Genomic DNA, 21,826 nt, shown 5'->3' on the forward strand with positions numbered 1-21,826 from the left:
CCTGTCCGTCCCGTTGCGCGAGTTGTGATCACCGGCTGCTGCCGCCCTAGTGCACTCCCGGCAGCACCGTTCCCGGCTCGGCCGGTGCGACTTCCACGGCCTCCGTCTTCGGACTGCGCCGCTCCCGCTTGGCCACCCAGGTGGCGAACCAGGAGAGCAGCATGCACATCCCGATGTAGATCGGCGAGATCACCATCACGACGGGGATGAAGGGAAGATCGTAGTCGAGGTTGGACGCGATGAGTTTGCCCGCGTGGAGGAACTCCTCGTACGTGATCAGATAGCCGAGCGAGGTGTCCTTCAGGGCCACCACCAACTGGCTGATGATGGTGGGCAGCATCGCGCGAACCGCCTGCGGGGCCAGCACGAAGGTCATGACCTGCGTCTTGCGCATCCCCAGTGCGTACGCGGCCTCGCGCTGGCCGCGCTCCACCGAGTTGATGCCGGTACGGAACACCTCGGCAAGCACCGAGCCGTTGTAGAGGGTCAGTCCGGCGACCAGTGCGGGCAGCGGCTGCACTTTCAGCGCCACAAAGATGAAGAAGATCATCACCAGGACGGGCATGGCCCGGAAGAACTCCACGACGAGCGTCGCCAGCCAGCGCACCGCCCGGTGTTCGGAGAGCCGGCCGACGGCCAGGACCGCCCCGAGGGCCAGTGAGAGCACAGCCGCGCAGGCGAATGCCTTGAGTGTGTTGCCGAGCCCGCGCAGCAGGAGCTCCTGGATGCCCTTGTACTCGAAGGGGGTCCACTTGGCGCTGGTGAACTGCTCCGTCTCGAAGAGCAGATAGATGATCCAGCCGACCAGGGCAATGATCAGGAGCGTCGAGACGATTCCGTACACGAAGTGGCGTTTCCGGGTCCGCGGGCCCGGGATGTCGTAGAGCGCGGTGGCGGCCTGCGTGTGGGTCATCGGGCCACTCCGTAGCGCTTCTCCAGCGCGTTGAAGAGCGCGCTGATGGACAAGGTGATGATGAGGTAGCCGACGGCGATCCAGACGAAGGTCCAGATGATGCTGTAGCCCAGCTCGTTGAGGGTCTTGTAGGTGCCGAGCAGTTCGGTGACGCTGAACGCCCCCGCGATCGCCGAGTTCTTGGCGAGGGCGATGAGCGTCGAACCGATCGGGGGGATCACCGAGCGGAACGCCTGCGGCAGCACCACGTTGCCCAGTGTCTGTCCGAAGGTCATTCCAAGACTGCGGGCCGCCTCGCCCTGCCCCTGCGGCACGGTGTTGATGCCGGAGCGGATCACCTCGCAGATGAACGCGGAGGTGTAGCAGCCGAGTGCGAGGATCGCGAAGACCTTGAACGGCAGGACCAAACCGAAGCGTGGCAGACCGAGCAGGACAGCGAAGAAGAGCAGAGTCAGCGGGGTGTTGCGCAGCACCGTCACCCAGACGGTGCCGAACACGCGCAGCGAGCCGACGGGCGCCACTCGGAACGAGGCCATGACGAGGCCGAGGAGCAACGCCAGGATCGAGGCGTAGACGGTGAGTTCAAGGGTGCCGAGGAAGCCTGTGGCGTAGAGCGAGAAGTTCTGTGTGAGTACGTCCATGGTCGTGGACCGTCCCCTCAGGTCGCCGGGTAGCGGTCGATGGGCGGCGGAGTCGGCGCGGGCACTCCGGACAGGCCGAGCGTGGCCTCGAACGCCTTCTTCCAGTTGCCGTTCTTCTCATTGGCCTCAAGGGCGTCGTTGAGCGCGAACCGGAGCGCGTTGTCACTGCGCGGGACGCCGATGCCGTACGGCTCCTCGGAGAACGGTTTGCCGACCACCTTCAGCTCCTTGGGCGCCTTGGCCGCGAAGCCCAGCAGGATGGCGTCGTCGGTGGTGACGGCGTCGACCTGGTACGTCAGCAGATTGTCGACGCAGATCGAGTACGTGTCGTACGCGACCAGGATCGCCTCCGGGTAGTCGGCCGCGATGCGCTGGTACGGGGTCGAGCCCGCGGCCGAACAGACGGTCCTGCCGGCCAGGTCCTGCGGGCCGTTGATGTCGTGCTCGTCCGTGCGGACAAGCAGGGACTGGCCCGCCATGAAGTACGGCCCGGCGAACCCGACGAGCTTCTTACGCATGGCGTTGATGGTGTAGGTGCCGACGTAGTAGTCGATCTGCCCGTTCTGCAGCGCGGTCTCGCGGTTGGCGGAGGCGATCGTCCTGAAGCGGATCGTCTTCGGGTCGAAGCCGAGCGAGGCCGACATCATCCGGGCGATCTCGATGTCGAAACCGGAGTAGATACCCGTGGCCGGGTCCTTCTCGCCCAGATAGGGCTGGTCCTCCTTGGCTCCGACCTGGAGATAACCGCGCTTCTTGGCCTTGGTCCAGGTCTTCGACTCGGGCAGCCGGAAAACGGTGTCGACCTTGTAGACCGGCAGCTGGCCGGGCTTGGGCCCCTTCACCGGGGGGCTGCCCTCCTTCCCGCAGCCGACGGCGAGGACGGCCAGCAGAAGGCCCGCGCAGGCGGCCAGAATTCTTCTCGTACGCAACAGGGAGCCTCCCGTCAGTGCTTGAGGATCTTGGACAGGAAGTCCTTGGCCCGGTCGGTCTCCGGGGCGGTGAAGAAGGCCTCCGGGGTGCGGTCCTCGATGATGCGGCCGTCGGCCATGAAGACCACGCGGTTGGCCGCGGACCGGGCGAACCCCATCTCGTGGGTGACGACGACCATGGTCATGCCGTCCCGGGCCAGCTGCTGCATGACCTCCAGAACCTCGTTGATCATCTCCGGGTCGAGCGCCGAGGTCGGCTCATCGAAGAGGAGGGCCTTGGGGTCCATGGCGAGGGCGCGGGCGATGGCCACCCGCTGCTGCTGGCCGCCGGAGAGCTGGGCGGGGTACTTGTCAGCCTGGGAGGCGAGCCCGACCCGCTCCAGCAGCTCCCGGGACCGCAGGTCGCACTGGTCCTTCTTGCGCTTGCGGACCTTGAGCTGGGCGAGCGAGACATTGGCCAGCACGGTCTTGTGCGCGAAGAGATTGAAGGACTGGAAGACCATCCCGACTTCGGCCCGCAGCTCCGCGAGTCCCTTGCCCTCCTCCGGGAGGGGCCTGCCGTCGATGGCGATGTAGCCCGACTCGATCGTCTCGAGCCTGTTGATGGTCCGGCAGAGCGTCGATTTGCCCGAGCCGGAGGGGCCGATGACCACCACCACCTCCCCGCGGCCGACGGAGAGATTGATGTCCTGCAGTACGTGCAACCTTCCGTAGTACTTATTGACGTTCCGCAGCTCGATCAACGGATCGACGGCCATACGCTGCCCTACCCACTTGTCGCTGTGTCGAGGTCAGCGCAAACTATCCATCCCGGCAAGGGACTTCGTACCCGACACGCACAAATGGGATATAAGGCGTTTTATTAGGTTTCAGAGTTGGCTCTTAGCCTTCGGCCGACTCCGCGTACACCTGCGAGAGCTCAGGGCTGCCGGCCATCGCCCAGTCGAGCCCGGCCTCGACGACATCGATCTCGCGCCCGGAGGCGAGCCGCACCACCGGCTGCCCGCTGGGCCAGATGTGCCAGACGGCGCCGGAGACGTTCCGCACCAGGACGGTGCCGAGGTACAGACCGGCGTCGTTACCCAGCCAGGGCAGCTCCTCCGGGTCGTCCCGCCAGCGGGGCGGCAGTTGGTCGAGCGCCGTCAACGAGGCCGGTGTGTCGTCGAGTTCGAGCCCTCGTTGCCCTGCTCGGACACGCAGCAGCTCGCACTCGGCGAGCAGCTCGGCCACGCCGTCCGGGTCGGCCTCGACGGCGGCCGCGAGGCCCGCTCCGTGCCCACCGTTGTGACGCTTACGCCAGTTGTCCAAGAAGGGGATGTTCATACCACTCAGGGTCCCATCCCGGCCCGGTTGCGCACCACAGGCGCGCGGCCTGTCGTTCGAGTGCTGAACCAGGTGCGCACACCCACCGGTACGCCGCCGCGCGCGCCGTCGCCACCGCCGGGCAGGCCGTCACACCGGCCCATCGCGATCACGCGGCCCAAGGGGCGTCCCGTAGCCAGGTTCGTGTGCGGACCATTCTCTTTGACGGGGTGGAGGTGGAGTGATCCGGACTGATACGTTCGCCATCATGTCCAGCCCCGAGGCGAACAGACTCTAGCCACCGGTCCCGCCGGTGGCTGACCCGCTGTCGAGTCGATCCCGCACGGCCGATCAGGCCGGAGGATCGCTTCTGTCCGGCTGCCGCCGCAGGACCACCGCAGTGTGGGCTGCGCTTCCCCTATGCACTCATGCGCAGATTCCCGGCCACGACGGCTGCCTGCCGCGTTGTCGCGTCACGTCCGTGAACAGACCTGACGTTCGTCCGCGTTGCCGCTCGACCTGTCGGGCGGGCACGGCCCACACCCCCTGCCTGGTCCGTCCATCAGTCTGCCCATGGGGTTTCTTCATGCCATTTGCTGTCTACGCGCTCGGGCTCGCCGTCTTCGCCCAGGGCACCTCCGAGTTCATGTTGTCCGGTCTGGTCTCGGACATCGCCAATGACCTGCACGTATCCATCCCGGCTGCCGGCCTGCTGACGTCGGCGTTCGCGGTCGGAATGGTGGTCGGCGCGCCCGCGATGGCGCTCCTCAGCCGGAACTGGCCCCGGCGTCGCGCGCTGCTGTTCTTCCTCTCCGTCTTCACCGCCGTCCATGTCATCGGCGCGGTCACACCCGGATACGGCGTGCTGCTGGCGACACGGGTCGTCGGAGCGCTGGCGAACGCGGGTTTCTGGGCCGTGGCGCTGGTGACCGCGGTCTCCGTGGCCGGACCCGGTGCCCGGGCTCGCGCCACGTCGGTCGTAGTCGGCGGTGTCACCGTCGCCTGCGTGGCGGGGGTGCCCGCCGGCGCGCTGCTGGGCGGGCACTGGGGGTGGCGCGCCGCGTTCTGGGCCGTCGCCCTCGTCTCCGTACCGGCCCTTGCGGTGATCGCCAGGACGATCCCCGGCGAGCGGGCCGAGTCCCACGCGGTGAGCGGGCGTGCCGAACTGCGGTCCCTGACCGAGCCGCGGCTCGCTCTCACGCTACTGACGAGCGCGCTCGTGCAGGGCGCGACCTTCTGCGCGTTCTCCTATCTGGAGCCGCTGGTCACCCGGGTCACGGGGGTCGGTGCCGGGTGGGTGCCCGCGGTGCTCGCAGTGTTCGGGGTCGGCTCGTTCCTGGGTGTCACCGTCGCGGGCCGTATCGTCGATGCGCGACCGGTCGCCGTCACCACCGCCGGGCTGGTGGCGCTCACCGCCGGCTGGGCCGGGCTCGCGCTGACCGCGGGGAGCCCGGTCGCGGTCGTCGCACTCGTCCTGATCCAAGGCATGCTCGCGTTCGGCACCGGAACAGCGCTGATCTCGCGGGTGCTCCAGTCGGCGTCCGGTGCGCCGACACTGGCAGGCTCGTTCTCCACGGCCGCCTTCAACGTGGGCGGCGCGCTGGGGCCTTGGCTCGGCGGCATCACGATCGGTGCGGGGTTCGGCTTCCGGTCGCCGCTGTGGGTGAGTGCGCTGCTGATGGTCCTGGCGCTCGGCGCGACCGCCGCGTGGTCCGCATACGACGCCCCGTCCGGCGCTGAACGGGCGGTGCGGTCCAAGCCTTCGCGAGCAGCCGGCAAGCGGGACAATGACAGGGATCACCGTATCGGCAACCACTGACAATCGGCCCGGGCCGATCTGACATGCTCGCCCTCGTACGCGGGCGAACAGGGGGAAGCGCATGACCGAGGACCGCGACGGCATGGTTGTCTACTGGCGGCCCGGCTGCCCGTACTGCATGAAGCTCCGCCTGCAGCTCCGGTTCACCCGCCTCAGGTACACCGGGGTGAACATCTGGCGGGATCCCGAGGCCGCGGCGTTCGTCCGCTCGGTCGCCGACGGGAACGAGACCGTTCCGACGGTGTCCGTGGCGGGGCACGCGATGGTCAACCCGTCCAAGCGGGAGGTGCTCGACGCGGTCCGGGCCCATGCGCCGCAGCTGGAAGCGTCGTAGGCTACGGGTCTGCAGGGTGTCCCAGGACGTCGCTGATCGAGGCGCCCTAGGGCGTGTTTCGAAAGCAGCGCCGCCCGCCCGCAGGGCGGGCCTGGCGGCGTCTGGTGCGTGCGATCGCAAGGCGGAGGGTCGCCCCGATACTGGGCGTATCGGGGCGAGCCCGACAACGCAGCGAGCGTGCCAGGCGTCGCCAGGCAGGCGGGGCTTTCGAAACACGCCCTAGTGCGCCGGGATCAGCGGACGTCACCGGACGGCGGTCACAAGTCCAGGTCGACGACCACCGGCGCATGGTCGGACGCACCCTTGCCCTTGCGCTCCTCGCGGTCCACGTAGCTGTCCTTGACCGCCGCCGTGAAGGGGGCGTTGCCGTAGACCAGGTCGATCCGCATGCCCTTGTTCTTCGGGAAGCGCAGCTCGCGGTAGTCCCAGAAGGTGTACGGGCGGTCGTACTTGAGCGGGCGCGGCATCACGTCCGAGAGGCCCTCCGCGCGGAGGGTGGCGAGGGCGGCGCGCTCGGCGGGGGTGACATGCGTGGCGCCCTCGAAGAGGGCGGGGTCCCAGACGTCCTCGTCGGTCGGCGCCACGTTGAAGTCGCCGAGGACCGCGAACGGCTGGGAGCCCGCGGCGTCGGGGGCGACCGCTTTCTGCAGGGCCTCGAACCAGCGCAGCTTGTAGGCGTAGTGCTCGTGGGCGACCTCGCGGCCGTTCGGCACGTACACCGACCAGAGACGGACCGGGCCGCAGGTCGCCGAGATCGCCCGGGGCTCCTGCACGCCCTCATAATCGGGGCCGCCGGGCAGCCCCATGACGACGTCGGCCAGTCCGGCCCGGGAGACCAGCGCGACCCCGTTCCACCGGCCCGTGGCGTTGACCGCGGACTCGTAGCCGAGCTCGCGCAGCTCGTCCGCCGGGAACTGCTCGGCCGCGCATTTGGTCTCCTGGATGCACAGCACGTCCGTGCCGGTGCTCTCCAGCCAGGCCAGCAGCCGCGGGAGGCGGGCGGTGATCGAATTGACGTTCCACGTGGCGATGCGCATGTACGTAAACCTAGCGGCTCCCACTGACAGTCGCCGGACCGGCGCCGGTCACAGGCCGGTCGAGTCACCCGGGGTCAGCCGGCCGTGATCGGTGCCGCCGAGGCTGCCGATCTGCCGGTCGTAGATCGGGCGGGCGAGATCGGTGAGCAGCGCGTCGTGGATGTCGATGGCACGCCTCGGCTTGACCTCGCGTACATAGTCGATGACCTCGGAGATCTTGTTCCAGGGGGCCATCACCGGGAGCATCAGGGTGTCGACGGGGTGGTCGGGCACGGTGAGCGCGTCGCCCGGGTGGAAGAGCGAGCCGTCCACCAGGAAGCCGATGTTGGTGATCTGCGGGATGTCGGGGTGGATCACCGCGTGCAGTTCGCCGTGTACCTGTACGTCGAAGCCGGCCGCGGAGAACGTGTCCCCGTGCCCGACGGTGTGGACGCGCCCGGGGAACGCCGCGGAGAGCTGGTCGGCGACGCTGCGCAGGGTCCAGATCTGCGCGGCCGGGTTGGCCTCCATACCGGCCCGCAGCCGGTTCTCGTCGAAGTGGTCGGCGTGCTCGTGCGTCACCAGCAGCGCGTCGGCGCCGAGTGCCGCGTCCTCCTCCGAGAAGCCGCCCGGGTCGATGACGAGCGTCCGCCCGTCCTTCTCCAGGCGGATGCAGGAGTGCGTCTTCTTCGTCAGGGTCAGGTGCACGGGGTTCGCAGCGTTCATGGTCCCCATCCTGCTACGGGTGGGGCCGCGTTTCTTCCTGAATCACGGTCTGGGCGATCGTGAACGCGGCGTCCGCGGCCGGTATGCCGCAGTAGACGGCGGTCTGCAGCAGCACCTCCTTGATCTCCGCGGGGGTCAGCCCGTTGCGCAGGGCTGCCCTGATATGCGCGGCCAGGCTCTCCAGATGGCCTGAGGTGACCAGCGCGGTGAGCGTGATGCAGCTGCGGGTGCGGCGGTCCAGGACCTCGCGGGTCCAGGTCTCCCCCCAGACGTACCGCGTGACGAGCTTCTGGAACTCGCCGGTGAACTCGTCGGAGGCGGCCATGACCCGGTCGACATGGGCGTCGCCGAGCACCTCGCGGCGTACCCTCATGCCCGGTTCGTACGGGTCGGCGCGGCCGCTGGTCACGGCCTCCGGCTGTTCCATGGCGGGGGCGATCTCCGCGATGGGCAGTACGGGGGTGGAGAGCGCGGGGCCGGTGCTCGGGACGGGGATGGCGAGGAGGGTGTCCTGCCAGCTCGTCGAGAAGTGGGTGACGAGCAGGTCGGTGACGGCGGCGGGCTGCTCGACCGGGGCGAGGTGCGAGGCTCCGGGCACGAGGGCGAGCCGGGCATCCGGTATGCCCGCGACCAGGGTCCGGGCCTCGGCGGGCCCGGTGACCCGGTCCTCGGCGCCGACCAGCACGAGGGTCGGGACGCCGATGCGGCTGAGCTCGGTACGGATGTCGAAGGTGGCGAGGGCTTCGCAGGCGGCGATGTAACAGCCGGGGTCGGTGGTGCGGACCATCTGGACGGCCCACTCGACGATCGCAGCCTGGGCGGCGGCGAAGCCGGGGGTGAACCAGTGTTCGGGCGCGCTGCGGGCGATCGGATCCAGGCCGTTGGTACGGACGACCACCCCGCGCTGCCGGAACTCGTCGGCGCTGCCGAACCGGGGCGAGGCGGCGATCAGGGCCAGTGAGGCGACCCGGTGCGGATGGCGCAGCGCGAGGTCGGCGCCGATCGCGCCGCCGATGGAGCAGCCCGCGTACCCGAAGCGCTGGACACCGAGACCGTCGAGGGTGGCCAGCAGCCGGTCGGAGAGCTCACCGACGGCGGTGGCCGGGTGGGCGGGGGCGCCGCCGTGGCCCGGCAGGTCGAAGCGGAAGATCCGCCAGTGCTGGGAGAGCTCCGGTATCTGCCGGTCCCACATGTGCCATGTGGTACCCAGTGAGGGACCGAGGATCAGGACCGGGGCGTCTTCTGGCCCGTCAAAGCGGTATTGCAGGGTGTTCATCGGTGTCTCACTCACCCGCCTGAGCCTCTCATCTGTCACCAGATGTCACATCGCCGGGGTGGACGTAGCGGGCCTTGCCCCGATCCGGGACTGCCGGACCTGCCGACGAGAGCCCAGGGATACGTTCTCCGGCATGTACTCGTGGCCGTGTCGGCAGTGGGCCCTCCGGTACCGGCTACGCCGGCGGTTTCGGTCGCCCCGTGCGGGGCGACATGATGTGTCGTCTCCGCTGATCAGGCGAGTGTGTCCACTGCCTGGCAGACGATCGACAATCGGTGGTTGCCGCAGGAAGGACGCAGGCAACGCGGGCTTCGGATCAACCGGTTACAGGTGCGTGCTCACTGCGGCAGTTCGGTGCCTGCCTGCTCGCGCACCATGTATTCGGCGTACCAGTCGGGCCAGTTCGCGTCATGCGCGCCGGTACGTGCCTCGTGTTCCCCATGCGCGGCCACGGCACGGCGCAGCGCGGCGGCGAGGTCCGAGGCGGAGGTGAAGGTGGTGACCGACGGGTCGAGCCGCCCCGGGAGCCGGGTCGTGACCTCCTGCAGGACCCAGCCGTTGCCGTCCGGATCGTCGAACGACAGGAACGAGCCGTAGCTGCCGCGCTGCGGATCCGGTCCGGACACCCGGGCATCGGTCCCGGCGTGGTGGAAGACGCCCCCGGCGTCATGGAACACGTCGCTGGGACGGGCGCCGAGCCGCTTGAGTTCGTCGTGCGCGGCGTTGATCTCGTCGACGATCAGGTGGAGCCCCTGGGCCGAGCCCGGTGTCTGGGAGGTGACCGACGTACCGAAGATGACGGATGCGGGTGAGCCGGGCGGGGTCACCTGCACCACCCGGAAGTTCTCGCCGGTGGCGATGTCGGCGTCCAGCCGCCACCCCAGCCCCGTATAGAAAGCCTTCGCCCGGTCGACATCCGCGACCGGCACCACGACAACTTCGAGTTTCATGTCCATGATCTGCGCTTTCAGTGTGAGAGTGAGGGCCCGCGCGGCGCGCGAACCCAGCGGCGATGAGGCCTCGAACAGGGGATACAGAAGTTTTTCGGTCCCGCCTCAGCGGTCGCCTCCGCCGAGCCGGCGCCGGCGGTTGAACTCTTCGAGCAGACGGAGCCACACCTCGCTGGGCGTGGGGTAGCTCGGGACGGCGTGCCACAGCGCGGTCAGCGGCACCCACCCGACCACCGCGACGGTCGCGGAGTGCAGCAGGTCGGCGACGCCGCTGCCGACGAACGTCGCCCCGAGCAGGGTGTCGGCCGCCCGGTCGATGACGAGCTTGGCCCGCCCGACATATTCGTCGCGGAGCAGGTAGGTGCCGGCGAGTGCGGCCATGTCGTACTCGACGGTCTCGACGTCGTACCCGGCCGCGACCGCCGCACGCTCGGTCAGGCCGACCGAAGCGACCTCCGGCTCGGTGAACGTCACCTGCGGCACGGCCCGGTGCCCGGGCGCGGCGCTCAGCTCATGGGCGAACCCGCCCGGCTCCGGGCGTCTGCCCGCCCGCGCGGCGATGACCTCGCCGACGATCCGGGCCTGGTACTTGCCCATGTGGGTAAGCCGGGCCTTGCCGCAGACATCCCCGATGGCGTAGAGCCACTCCCCGTCCACGCCCTTGACGGCCTGGTGGTCGTCGACTTCGAGCAAGCCGCCGTCGCGCAAGCCGACGTAGGACAGGCCGATGTCGTCGGTCCGGGGCACCCGGCCGGTCGCCACGACGATCTCGTCGACGGTCACCTCGGTGCCGTCGTCGAGGGTCAGCGTCGCCGGACCGCCGTGCCGGAATCCGATGCCGGCCAGGGTCCCGGCCTTGGCGTCGTCGACGGCCTCCCGGCGCACGTCGACGAGGCCCCGGGACATCATCAGCCGCACGCCACTGCCCTCCAGCGCGGCGGCCACCAGCTCACTCGCGAACGGCTCCAGCCGCTCGAGCAGACCGGCCTCGCGGACGATGACCGTCAGCTCCTCGACGCCCAGACCCCGCAGCCAGGTGGCCGCCTCGCAGGCGACGACTCCGCCACCCAGCACGGCCACCCGCTGCGGGATCTCCTGCAGGTGCGTGACGTCCCGCGAGGTCCACGGCCGCGCCGCCCGCAGCCCAGGCACGTCCGGGACGAACGGCGCCGACCCGGTGCCGACGACGACCGCGTGCCGCGCGGTGAGCGTCCGCACCGAACCGTCCGGACGCGCCCGGGGTAGTGCGGGGCGGCGGCGCCGCGACCGGGCGGCGGTCGTCACCGACCCGCTCGCCTCGCCAGGAGAGAACGCCCGTAGTTCGGACGAGGTGAGTGCGGGTCATCCTCGCCCGGCATCACAACGCTGATTCCAGCCCCGGCGGGCGGCGGTCACATCCCGTCGTTCAGCTCCATCAGTGCGTTGTGCAGGGCCGTACGCGTCGTGATTCCGAGCTTCGGAAACACCTGATACAGGTGAGCGCCGACCGTGCGGTGCGACAGGTAGAGCCGCTCGCCGATCTGCTTGTTCGTCATCCCGGTTGCCGCCAACTGAGCGATCTCCAGCTCCTGCGGCGTCAGCGGGACCCGGTTGGTCACCGGTCCGGTGGCCTGGCCAGCGGCGCGCAGTTCCTTGGCGGCACGCTCGACCCACGGCTTGGCGCCAAGCCGGGTGAAGCTCTTCAGAGCGGTTGTCAGCGGCTCGCGGGCCTCGCTCCTGGCGGCTATGCGCCGCAGCCGCTCGCCGAGCGCCAGCCGGATCCGCGCCGCTTCAAAGACCCAGCGGTCCGCACCCGGCACCGCCAGCGCGTCACGGAAGTGGACGATCGCTTGCTCATCCTTCGCGACCAGTCCGGCCGCGCCGGCGACGATCATCGCGTACCGGTCGGACAGCTGGTCGATCTTCAGCTCTCGCAGGGTCTGCAGATGCGCGAGGGCTTCTTGCCGGCGTCCGGTCCGCATCGCGGCCTCGACCAGGTCGAAGATGCCCCACAAGGTCATCGGGGCGTACGGGGCGAGGGTGCCGGCCGGCGCCAGGGCCGTGGCGTGGGTATAGGCCGCCTCGTAATCCCCGCTGCCCATGCAGACCAGAGCATGCGCCTGGTGCGCGAAGGCCGCGGCTGCGCCGACACCGCGCCGGGTCGCCCAGCGCACCATCTCCTCGGCCAGCGCGTTCCCGGCCTCGGCCTCACCCCGCGCCCCGTGCAGGAGCACCTGGTTGAACTGGAAGTACCAGGCGAAGAACGGGTATCCAGCCGCGCACAAAGCTAGTCCCTCATCGACGAGTTGCTGGCCTTCCTCCCATTCGCCGGTCAGGAAGTCGTCCATGCAGAGGTGCATCAGGGACCCGATATGCCGACGGTGCGGACCGCCGCCGTCCCGGCCGGAGTGGACCAGATCCCACAGCCGGTCGCGGATCTCGCCGACGCGGTCCAGGTAGACGGTCGCGGTGGCACCGCGCACCAGGGTGGTGGGATCGTTGGCCTCGCGCATCAGCGTCCGGAGCTCGTCGAGCCACGGCAGGGCGGACAGCCCGGTGCGCGCCGGGTCGGGGAAGCTCCGGGCGGCCATGGCCAGGACCGGCGGCAGAGCCGGCCCCAGCTTGTCGATCACTTCGAAGAACGGCGCCCATACCTCCTCGCGGCCGCTCCACCAACAGACCAGCTGAAGGGTGTGCAGTGCGTCGATGAGCGCCGGATCGCCGGCGTCGTAATCGGGTCCAGCCGCGTGGATCGCGCCGACCAGCACGCGGTACACCGTCTCCACGGAGGCGTCGCTGTTGACGAGGACGTAGACCGCCGCGGCCGCGGCGTACAGGGCACCGCTGGTGCCCAGCTCCGCGGCCATGTCCGACTCGCCCTGCGCGCGCCGCAGCAGGTCCGACGCCTTGGCGATGTCCCCGCTGGCCTCGGCGCCGACGTAGGCGGCCTCGACCAGGCGGCGGTTGCGAGCGTACAGGTCGGGACTCAGGTCCGCGGCCCGGATCAGTCCGGCCACGGCTCCGACGGTGTCGCCGCGCCGCAGCACCGTGTGGGCGGCTTCCTGCAGCAGCTTCGCAACGGTCTCGTCCGGTTCGATGGCGGCCTCGGCAAGGTGCCAGGCCCGCACCTCGGCCCGGTCGACCGAGGCCGCCGCCAGAGCCAGATGGGCCCGGCGGCGTTCGGCGAGTGTTGCGATGTCCACGACGGTCGACCGGATCAGCGGGTGGTGGAAGACCAGCCGCCGGGTGACGGTGTCGACGCGGACCAGCCGGTCGCGTTCGGCGGCCGCGAGAAGACTCAGCATCTCAGCCACCGAGGCCGGCTTCCGGACCGCCTTGGCCGTGTCCGGTCCCGGGACCCAGTCCGAGTCCGGATCGGGTTCGATCAGCGCCGCGGCCTGGCACAGAACGCCGAGGTCCCCGGTGTGGGCCAGTGCGGCGAGCAGCAGCATCCGGCGATCGGCTGCCGGCAGAACCCTGACCCGCGAGGCGTAGAGGCAACGAGTGCGCTTGCCAAGGGAGAGGACCGTGGGCAGCTCTTCGTTGGCGGCCAGCTGCGATCGAGAGAGTTGACCGGGCAGTTCCAGCAGCGCCAGCGGGTTGCCCTCGGCCTCGGTGATCACCCGGGTCCGGACCTTCGCGGCCAGACCCGGAATACGGGCGCCGAGCAGCAGGTGCGCCGAGTCCACGTCGAGCGGCGCGAGCTCGAACTCGGTAAGGCCACCGCGGTCGAGCGGTCCGTGCACGGAGGTCCGCGACGCCGCCAGAAACCCGATCCGCGTCCCCGCCAACCGGCGCGCCACGAACCCCAGCACCACCGCGCTGGCCTGGTCCAACCACGGCAGATCGTCCACCACCAGCAACACCCGACCATCGACCGCCGCCAACCGCAACAACGCCAACACCGCGTTGACCACCAACAGCCGGTCCGGAGCCGGCCCCGTCCCGAAACCCAACGCCACGTCCAGCGCCGTCCGATGCTCCGCAGGAAGCTCCCCCGCCCGGTCGAGCAGTGGCGTCAGGATCTGGTGCAAGCCCGCATAGGCGACATCGGCCTCGAACTCGACACCGTCGGCCCGCAGCACCCACGCCCCCGACTCCGCCGCCACCTCCGCCACCGCGTCCAACAACGTCGTCTTGCCCACCCCGGCGTCCCCGAGTACATGCAGACCCCGCCCGGAGCTTTTCTCGAAGAACTCGGAGATCACCCTGACGTCCTCGCTTCGGCCGACGATCCACGACCGAACGCTCAACACTGGATTCCCGCCCATCACCAACCACTCGCTCCTATCCGTCTCCTGACGCAGTTCAGGATGGGCGCTGGGCCCCCGGGAGGCACCCGTGGATGTCCCTGGCTGGCTCCCTGGCGCGTGACCGAGCTGCGCTGGCGGTAGGCGGTGGCGGCCCGAAACGGGAGCCCCGGGCAGCACTGACCAGCATGGGACGGAGTCCTTCGGCACTCCAGTAGGTGTCCGGCAAGCTCGGCGTCACCTCGCGACGGGAGCAGGCCGCAGCCTGGAGAGGGTCCCCGTTCCCGCACAGTGACGACAGCCACAGTCAAATGACCGATTCCCCCTGGGTGCCGACCCGGAAGGCTGGGTCAGGGCCGTGAACCATCCTCGGCCGCCACCGCCACCGCTGTCACCTGAGGGACCAGATGTCCTACATCACCGCCGACCACGCGTACGGCGACACCGTCAATCTGTACTACGAGGAATCCGGAACGGGGAGACCGGTCGTCCTCATCCACGGCTATCCCCTCGACTCCCGGCTCTGGACGCACCAGATCACTGCGTTGACGACAGCGGGCCATCGCACCATCGCCTACGACCGCCGGGGCTTCGGCCGCTCGACACCGTTCAAGACTGGCCACGACTTCGACACCTTCGCCGCCGACCTCGACGCACTGCTCACCGAACTCGGACTCACCGATGCCGCCCTGGTGGGCCACGGCATGGGGACCGGCGATATCGTCCGCTATCTCGGCGCGTACGGCTCGGACCGGATTTCACGGGCCGCGTTGCTGGCCCCTCTGCCCCCCCTGTCTGCTCCAGTCGGAACAGAACCCCGCAAGTTTCGAACTTGCGTCGTTCGACGCAGCCCTCGCCCACGCCCGACGTGATCCCGCGGACTACCTCGACCAGTTCATCAACCGCGTGTTCGCCACGGACGACAGTGTCGATGCCGCGACATCCGCCGAGGCGCACGCGCCCGACGCCGCGATCTGGCGCCGGCTGGCCTCCGAGCTGTCGCCGCGGACTTGCGCGGCGGCGATCCCGACATGGATCACCGACTTCCGCCTCGATCTCGACGCGGTCGACATCCCGGTCCTGATCGTCCATGGCGTCTGCGACCAGGTGCTACCGGTGGAGATCACGAGCCTCCGGCTGCTCGACCTGCTGCCGAAAGCGGACTATGCCGCCGTCGAGGGCGCGCCGCACGCCTTGACCTGGACCCACGCCGACGAGGTCAACGGCGTGCTGCTGGACTTCCTCGCCAACTGACGGCAGGGCCCCGGGTAGTCGGGTACTCGGTTGGCCGGCTGCCCATTGATACTGGACGGCGACGTGGCGGCGGCCGCGGCATTTCTGGAACGCGCGGCCGAGATGAGCCCGGATCCGTGCCTTGCGGGAACCGCGCCTTGGCCGCGGCCGGTTTGAAATTCGGCACGGAGGACTCCGAACAAGCAGACCACCTGGTGCAGGAAGCCCTGGCGATCTCGGCCGCGGCAGCCGACGGCCGCTCTCGTCGATCGCGACGCAGTGGTGATGGGTCTTGCCTGCGTCGATGCCGGCCCAGATCGCAGTCATGTGATGCCTCCGTGCGGTGGTGTTGCTGGTGCCACCCACGGACGACCTCGCTGTCGATTCCCTACAGAGCGATCATTCGCGATCCCTCATTGGCAGCCGAGTCGTCGTGGGGCACCGGGCGGCCAATCACTGAGAGCCACAACAGGCAGAACTTTTTCAACCACACCCGACGCCCCTGGGTGGGTGAACCATACGAAGGGCTCACCGCCTCCCGCTGAACAACGTAGGGAGCTCTTTCAGCGTTGCCAAGGTCCACGACCTCCTTGGCAGGCGGAATCGGCTGGTCGCGGAAAGTTCAGGCGTAAGCGTCCTCGATAACGACACGTCGCACGGTGCGCAGCGACGCCCGGAGACTGTCCGGATCGGTCGAGCCGAGAGCGAGGCGGAGCGCCTGTGGTGTGTGCTTCGAGGTGGTGAAGGGCTCCGCGGTGCTGACCGAGATGTGCTGACGCGCGAGGCTGGCGGTCAGGCGATCGGCGCGTGCGTCGTCGGGCAGCGTCAGCCATGTGAAGTAGGACGAGGGGTGGCTGATGAGTGGTAGGCCTGCCAGTTCATGTCTGGCGAGTGCTTGGCGGGCCTTGGCGTCATCTCGTTTCTGTGCTTCCAAGTGGCTCACTGTGCCGTCGTCGAGCCAGCGGCAGGCGATCGCGGTGGTGAGGGCCGGGGTGTTCCAGGTGGTCACCCGAATCGCGCGTTCGAGCGACGGCACCGCAGAAGGCGGGGCGACGACGAAGCCGACCCGGAGGCCGGTGGCGATGTTCTTGGACAGTCCCGAGACGTAGACGGTGATGTCCGGCGCTGTTGCGGCCAGAGGCGGTGGAGGGTCCTCGACCAGGTAGGCGTACGCGGCGTCTTCAATGATGAGCGGACCGTGCTGCCGAGCGATCTCGATCAGACGGCTGCGGTCAGTTGCCGGCATGACCCAGCCCAGAGGGTTGTGCAACGTTGGCATGGTGTAGATCGCGCGCACGGGGCGGGTCGCGCACAGCTTCTCCAGGGCATCGAGATCCGGCCCGTCGGTGGTTGTGGGGATGGGCTCCAGGTCGAGATGAAAGGCCTGCGCGAGCACCTTGAAACCCGGGTAGGTGAGCGCATCGACCGCGACGACGTCGCCGGCGTTGAGCGCGGCCATGACGGTGATGGCTAGGCCGTGCTGCGCACCGCTGACGATGAGGATCTCATCGGCGTCCGGAGTGATTCCCCGACGCCGCAGGTGCCGTGCGATCGAGGCCCTGTCCTGGGGACGCCCCCGATGTGGTTGGTAGCGCAGCAGCGAGTCGAGATCACCGGAGGTGGCCACCTCGCGCAGGGCCTGCCGCAGGAGATCGGCTTGGCCGGGCAGTGACGGATAGTTGAAGTTGAGGTCGACCGCATCCGCGGCGACGACTTGCAGATCGATGCCGTGATCGGCGGGAACCGCGATGTCACGCACGAACGTGCCGCGGCCCTGTTCCCGGCTCACGAGGCCCATCGCTTCCAGCTCGGCGTACACCCGGGTCGCGGTCACCACGGCGATGCCCTCGCGGGCGGCGAGCCCGCGGTGTGTCGGTAGCCGCACCCCTGCGGCGAGCCGGCCTGTCCGGATGTCGGATGCGAGCGCGTCGACCAGGATTTTGTATCGCGGGGCTCCCATACACCGAATTGTATCCAGAACAATTCTTTGACTGTCCTGTTCGCGGGTCCTTACCGTCAGGACCCACTCATCCGGAGGGACAGCCGCCGTGCACATCGCCATTCTCACCTTCGAGGGTTACAACGAGCTCGACTCCCTGATCGCACTCGGTGTCCTCAACCGCATCAAGGCCGACGACTGGCGCGTCACCATCGCCGCCCCCAGCCCCAGGGTGACATCGATGAACGGGGTGGTCATCGAGCAGATGTCCACCCTTGAGGAGGCGTGCGCCGCTGACGCCGTCATCGTCGGCAGCGGCATCGCCACCCGCGAGGTCGTCGAAAACCTGGCGATCATGAACACCCTGCGTGGCCTGGACCCCTCGCGCCAGCTCATCGCGGCGCAGTGCTCCGGCGCGCTCGTGCTGGCCAAGCTCGGCCTGCTCGACGACATCCCCGCCTGCACCGACCTGACCACCAAGCCGTGGGTCGTCGCCGCCGGCGTCGAGGTGCTCAACCAGCCCTTCTACGCCAAGGACAACATCGCCACCGCCGGCGGGTGCCTGGCCTCTCACTACCTCGCCGCCTGGATCATCGCCCGGCTCAAGGGCAACGACGCCGCCGAAAGCGCACTGCGCTATGTCGCCCCGGTCGGCGAGAAGGAGGAGTACATCGAGCGCGCCTGGCGCAACATCACTCCCTACCTGCCCGCTCCCGCACCGGCGCTCGTCTGAAACAACCAGTCGCCAGGAGTGAGCTCTTTCAGCGGTGTCATTCCAGGGCGAGGACGGCCGCGGCGGTGAACGTCATTCGATTCGGGCTGCACCGGGACCTGCGGAAGATCCGCCACGACTTCAGTCGTGCGACGCCGCGCTCGATCGGCGCCCGTGCTGCGGACAGCGCTCGGCTGACGGTTTGCTGAGTCGGCGTGAGGTCACTGCCCGGGCATCTGAGGAGTGTCGTCACCCAGGGGTCGGCTCCCATGTAGGCGCGGTCGCTGACGACAGGGACGCCCTGGCGCTCGCAGACCCGGATGATCCGGCAGATTCGGGCCCCGGTGAGACCGTGCGCACGACCGGGCAGCGTCGGCGAGATTCACAGCAGCTGTACCGGATCGGTCACCACTTCCACGTATACCCCGTGTCGGCGGTGCTCGTGACGGGCGTCGAGATGTCCCTTGGAAGAGGTAAGGAGTCGTGTGGTGCACAAGTTGCTTGGACGTCGTGAGGAGTGCGCCATCCTCGACAATCTTGCGGCTGCCGTGCACAGGGGTGAGAGTCGCGTTCTGGTCCTGCGTGGCGAGGCAGGCGTCGGCAAGAGCACTCTTCTCAATTACCTCTGCCACCAGGTCACCGGCGGCGCGGGAGCCGGTCGGGGGTGGCGGGTCACATCGGCCGCGGGCGTGGAGGCGGAGACGGATCTGGCATACAGCGGCCTCCACCAGCTGTGTTCCCCCCTGCTCAACCATCTCGATGAGCTACCCGCCCCGCAACGCGACGCACTCGCGACAGTGTTCGGGCTGACCACGGGGCCCGCCCCTGACCGTTTCCTGGTCGGACTTGCCACACTGACGCTGATGGCCCAGGCTGCCGAGAAACAGCCGCTTGCCTGCATCATCGATGACGCGCAGTGGCTGGACAAAGCCTCCGCACAACTGCTCGCTTTTGTAGCCCGGCGCTTGCTGGGCGAGCGTGTAGCCCTTGTTTGCGCAGCGCGCACCAGCATCGGAGACGGTGTGCTGGCTGGTTTGCCGGCACTGGAGGTCCGTGGACTCAGCGAGGGCGACGCACGCCGACTACTGCTCGACCATGTGATAGGCCCGATCGATGCGGCCGTCGCCGACCAGATCCTCGCCGAGAGTCGCGGTAATCCGCTCGCACTCTTGGAGTTGCCGCGCACCTGGAGCCCCGACCTGGCCGGTAGATTCAGGCTGCCCGTCGGCCAGCCGGTGGCCAACAAAATCCAGAACAGCTACGTCCGGCGCCTCCAACTGCTCCCGACCGACACCCAACTGCTCATCCTCGCGGCCGCCGCAGAACCCCTTGGCGACCCTGCCTTGTTGCGCCGTGCCGCCGACGTCCTTGGCATCGATGTGAAGGCCGCTGTTCCCGCAGTGGATGCCGAGCTGGTTCAGATGGGCGTCCGTGTTGAGTTCGCGCACCCGCTTGTCCGGACGGCTGCCTACCGAGCGGGGGACGCGGCTGACCGCCGCCGTGTACATCGTGCCCTCGCCGAGGCCACGGATGCGAAGGCCGACCCGGATCGGCGGGCCTGGCACCTTGGTTGTGCCGCCTTCGGGCCCGATGAGGAAGTGGCCTCCGAGCTGGAGCAATCGGCCGGCCGGGCTCAAGCCAGGGCCGGACTTGCAGCGGCCGCCGCCTTTCTGACCCGAGCAACCGAGCTGACTCCGCTCCCGGCCACGCGTGCCCGACGTGCGTTGGCGGCCGCCTTCGCCAACGTGCAGTCCGGCGACTTCGACGAGGCTCGGATCATGGCTTCCGTTGTCCCTGACGACTCGGCCGACAAGCTGCAGCGGGCCCAGGCGGACCTGGTACGTGCCCAGTTGTCATTTGCCTCCAGCCGCGGAAACGATGCGACGCTTCTGATGTTGGATGCAGCTCGGCGCCTGCTGCCGCTGGATCTGAACCTCGCGCGCCAGACTTATCTCGACGCCTTCTCCTCCGCCCAGTTCGCAGCCCGACTGAACGAGGGCCTCAGCACCGTCGAGGTAGCCAGAGCCGCTCGGTCTGCTCCTCGCCGACCAGAAGATGAACCGACGCACGGCGATTTGCTGCTTGACGCTCTTGTCGAACTCACCGACGACTACGCCGCGGGCGTTGCCTCGGGACGGCTGGCCTTGACCGCGCTCCGCAATAAGCCGGGCCCGACCAGAGAGAACCCGCGATGGCTGTGGCAGGGATGCGTACTCGCTCTGGAGCTCTGGGACGACGACAGCGCAGACATCCTGTCGGACCGCCACCTACAACTTGCCCGCCAGACCGGGGCGCTCACCGAGCTTCCGCTCGCGCTCGGCTCGCGGACGCCCATCCTCCTCTTCTGCGGAGAGTTGGAAACCGCAGCCTCACTGGCCGCGGAGTCAAGGTCTGTGCATCAGGCAGCAGGAATCGCCGAGGCGCCGTACGGTGCACTGGTCCTTACCGCGTGGCGAGGCCAGGTCCGCGAATGCCAGGAACTGGTCGCCGCGACGCTTGGTGAAGCACGCGCCCGCGGTGAAGGAATCGGGGTCGCCATCTGCGAGTACGCGCGCGCCGTCTTGTACAACAGCCTGGGTCAGTACGACGAGGCATTCAAGGCCGCCCTCAGCGCCTGCGCGGATCCGACGGAGATGGTGGCCCACAATTGGGGGATGCCCGAGCTCATCGAGTCGGCTGTGCGAACCGGAAACACCGATCTGGCTGAGCTGACCCTCGATCGACTGACTGCAAAGGCACAGGCCTGCCGAACCGACTGGGCACTCGGTATCGAGTCCCGGTCACGCGCCTTGCTGAGCAACGGAGAAGCAGCCGAGCGCGAGTTCGCTGGGGCACTCAAGCACCTCGGCCAGGCACATGTCCATGGCGAGCTTGCCCGCGCCCATCTTCTGTACGGGGAGTGGCTGCGACGCGAGAATCGCCGAGTCGATGCGCGCCGCGAACTGACGATCGCATACGACATGTTCGCCGATATGGGTATGGAGCGTTTCGCCGACCGGACTCGCCGCGAACTCCAGATGACCGGCGCGACGGCACGCCGGCCCACAGCCGATGTCGTCGATCAACTTACCGAGCAGGAAGCACTCATTGCACGACTCGCCCGAGACGGCCTCTCGAACCCAGAGATCGGTACACAGCTGATCATCAGCACCCGCACTGTGGAATGGCACCTGCGAAAGGTGTTTACCAAGCTCGGCATCGCCTCTCGGCGACAGCTGAAAGACGCGTTTCCCCATCATGGTCCCTCCACACCGCCCAGTTACTGACTGGCCGTTCTGAATCTGCTGCCGGTTCCGGGATAGCTGGCGGGCCGCGGCGGCCGGCCGGAGGGCTACTGCCACCGGCAGATGATCGACGCCGGCCTGGGTTCGGTCCCAGACGGCGTCCGACAACACCTGGCGCGCTCCGTGACATCGGGCCGCTCGCGGACCGAGGGCGACCACGACGCCTATCCGTGCAGGCAGGTCAACTCCAGTGTCTCGCGTGTGTTCGAGGTACTCGGATGGCGCTGGGCCAGTCCGATCGTGGCGGTACCGACGGGCGGCCCCGCGTACTTCGAGGACCGGCCTCGGACGCTCCCGGGAATCAACGAGTAGACGGTCTCCGACCGGCTCACTGAATCGACCGGGCGGATCAGGCAGGGGCGCACCCCGTCGGGGTGCGCCCCTCTCAGCAGGAAATCGCCTGGCTTACTGGACTTCCGAACGAGATGCCACAAGGCCGGTCCCGTCGTGCCGGATCTCGCGGCGTCTGGTACACGGCACGCCGGGATGCGGCGTACGCCGCGCCGGCGTCCTTGTCGGACTC

18 protein-coding genes and 1 pseudogene are annotated in these 21,826 nt (G+C 68.7%); 6 read left to right on the forward strand and 13 right to left on the reverse strand.

Annotated features, from left to right (window positions below):
* Positions 1–46 precede the first annotated feature (46 nt).
* The 5 genes from ACIBB8_RS09135 to ACIBB8_RS09155 form a co-directional block, all read right to left on the reverse strand.
* A complete protein-coding gene (locus tag ACIBB8_RS09135) occupies positions 47–913 on the reverse strand; it encodes an amino acid ABC transporter permease (RefSeq protein WP_398949989.1) in 867 nt (288 codons plus the stop codon).
* Positions 910–1,554, reverse strand: a complete 645-nt coding sequence (locus ACIBB8_RS09140; protein ID WP_398949991.1) for an amino acid ABC transporter permease — start codon at positions 1,552–1,554, stop codon at positions 910–912. Before ACIBB8_RS09140 ends, ACIBB8_RS09135 begins: the two co-directional genes overlap by 4 nt.
* Before the next feature lie 17 nt (positions 1,555–1,571).
* Positions 1,572–2,483 carry a glutamate ABC transporter substrate-binding protein gene (locus ACIBB8_RS09145; protein WP_398949993.1) on the reverse strand — a complete coding sequence of 304 codons (912 nt, stop codon included), beginning with the start codon at positions 2,481–2,483 and terminating at the stop codon, positions 1,572–1,574.
* Positions 2,484–2,497: 14 nt separating this feature from the next.
* Complete coding sequence (locus tag ACIBB8_RS09150) at positions 2,498–3,241, reverse strand: amino acid ABC transporter ATP-binding protein (protein WP_398949995.1); 744 nt, start codon at positions 3,239–3,241, stop codon at positions 2,498–2,500.
* A gap of 124 nt (positions 3,242–3,365) precedes the next feature.
* Positions 3,366–3,806, reverse strand: coding sequence for a DUF6278 family protein (locus ACIBB8_RS09155; protein WP_398949997.1), 441 nt, complete (start codon positions 3,804–3,806; stop codon positions 3,366–3,368).
* Positions 3,807–4,371: 565 nt separating this feature from the next.
* On the opposite strand from ACIBB8_RS09155, the gene ACIBB8_RS09160 reads away from it, so the two are divergent.
* On the forward strand, positions 4,372–5,604 hold the full coding sequence (locus ACIBB8_RS09160; RefSeq protein ID WP_398949999.1) for a Cmx/CmrA family chloramphenicol efflux MFS transporter: 1,233 nt from the start codon (positions 4,372–4,374) through the stop codon (positions 5,602–5,604).
* Positions 5,605–5,665: 61 nt separating this feature from the next.
* Entirely contained in the window at positions 5,666–5,938 is a 273-nt protein-coding gene (locus ACIBB8_RS09165) for a mycoredoxin (RefSeq protein WP_398950001.1), read from the forward strand.
* 257 nt (positions 5,939–6,195) lie between these two features.
* Here the strand turns inward: ACIBB8_RS09165 and ACIBB8_RS09170 are convergent, their stop codons facing one another.
* The 6 genes from ACIBB8_RS09170 to ACIBB8_RS09195 form a co-directional block, all read right to left on the reverse strand.
* A complete protein-coding gene (locus tag ACIBB8_RS09170) occupies positions 6,196–6,975 on the reverse strand; it encodes an exodeoxyribonuclease III (RefSeq protein ID WP_398950002.1) in 780 nt (259 codons plus the stop codon).
* Between the two features lie 48 nt (positions 6,976–7,023).
* Entirely contained in the window at positions 7,024–7,680 is a 657-nt protein-coding gene (locus ACIBB8_RS09175; protein WP_398950004.1) for an MBL fold metallo-hydrolase, read from the reverse strand.
* Between the two features lie 13 nt (positions 7,681–7,693).
* On the reverse strand, positions 7,694–8,956 hold the full coding sequence (locus tag ACIBB8_RS09180) for an alpha/beta fold hydrolase (RefSeq protein WP_398950118.1): 1,263 nt from the start codon (positions 8,954–8,956) through the stop codon (positions 7,694–7,696).
* Positions 8,957–9,294: 338 nt separating this feature from the next.
* Positions 9,295–9,906 (reverse strand): VOC family protein, encoded by a 612-nt coding sequence (locus ACIBB8_RS09185; RefSeq protein WP_398950006.1) that lies wholly within the window; start codon positions 9,904–9,906, stop codon positions 9,295–9,297.
* Positions 9,907–10,011: 105 nt separating this feature from the next.
* Positions 10,012–11,190, reverse strand: coding sequence for an FAD-dependent oxidoreductase (locus ACIBB8_RS09190; protein WP_398950008.1), 1,179 nt, complete (start codon positions 11,188–11,190; stop codon positions 10,012–10,014).
* A gap of 107 nt (positions 11,191–11,297) precedes the next feature.
* Complete coding sequence (locus ACIBB8_RS09195; RefSeq protein WP_398950010.1) at positions 11,298–14,156, reverse strand: AAA family ATPase; 2,859 nt, start codon at positions 14,154–14,156, stop codon at positions 11,298–11,300.
* Positions 14,157–14,542: 386 nt separating this feature from the next.
* Here ACIBB8_RS09195 and ACIBB8_RS09200 point away from each other — a divergent pair, with 386 nt between their 5' ends.
* Both ACIBB8_RS09200 and ACIBB8_RS09205 read left to right on the forward strand, forming a co-directional pair.
* A complete protein-coding gene (locus tag ACIBB8_RS09200; RefSeq protein WP_398950012.1) occupies positions 14,543–15,007 on the forward strand; it encodes an alpha/beta fold hydrolase in 465 nt (154 codons plus the stop codon).
* Between the two features lie 34 nt (positions 15,008–15,041).
* Complete coding sequence (locus ACIBB8_RS09205) at positions 15,042–15,389, forward strand: alpha/beta fold hydrolase (protein WP_398950014.1); 348 nt, start codon at positions 15,042–15,044, stop codon at positions 15,387–15,389.
* Between the two features lie 601 nt (positions 15,390–15,990).
* On the opposite strand, the gene ACIBB8_RS09210 is transcribed toward ACIBB8_RS09205, so the two are convergent.
* Entirely contained in the window at positions 15,991–17,328 is a 1,338-nt protein-coding gene (locus ACIBB8_RS09210) for a PLP-dependent aminotransferase family protein (RefSeq protein WP_398950120.1), read from the reverse strand.
* Between the two features lie 88 nt (positions 17,329–17,416).
* On the opposite strand from ACIBB8_RS09210, the gene ACIBB8_RS09215 reads away from it, so the two are divergent.
* A complete protein-coding gene (locus ACIBB8_RS09215) occupies positions 17,417–18,040 on the forward strand; it encodes a DJ-1/PfpI family protein (RefSeq protein ID WP_398950016.1) in 624 nt (207 codons plus the stop codon).
* A 37-nt stretch (positions 18,041–18,077) separates the two neighbouring features.
* Here ACIBB8_RS09215 and ACIBB8_RS09220 read toward each other — a convergent pair.
* Positions 18,078–18,473 (reverse strand): annotated as a pseudogene (locus ACIBB8_RS09220) (transposase family protein); the annotation flags it as partial.
* Between the two features lie 34 nt (positions 18,474–18,507).
* On the opposite strand from ACIBB8_RS09220, the gene ACIBB8_RS09225 reads away from it, so the two are divergent.
* Positions 18,508–21,285: an ATP-binding protein gene (locus ACIBB8_RS09225; RefSeq protein ID WP_398950018.1), complete on the forward strand. Its 2,778-nt coding sequence runs from the start codon at positions 18,508–18,510 to the stop codon at positions 21,283–21,285.
* Positions 21,286–21,826 lie beyond the last annotated feature (541 nt).

Source organism: Streptomyces sp. NPDC051286 (assembly GCF_044455345.1).
GTDB lineage: Bacteria > Actinomycetota > Actinomycetes > Streptomycetales > Streptomycetaceae > Streptomyces.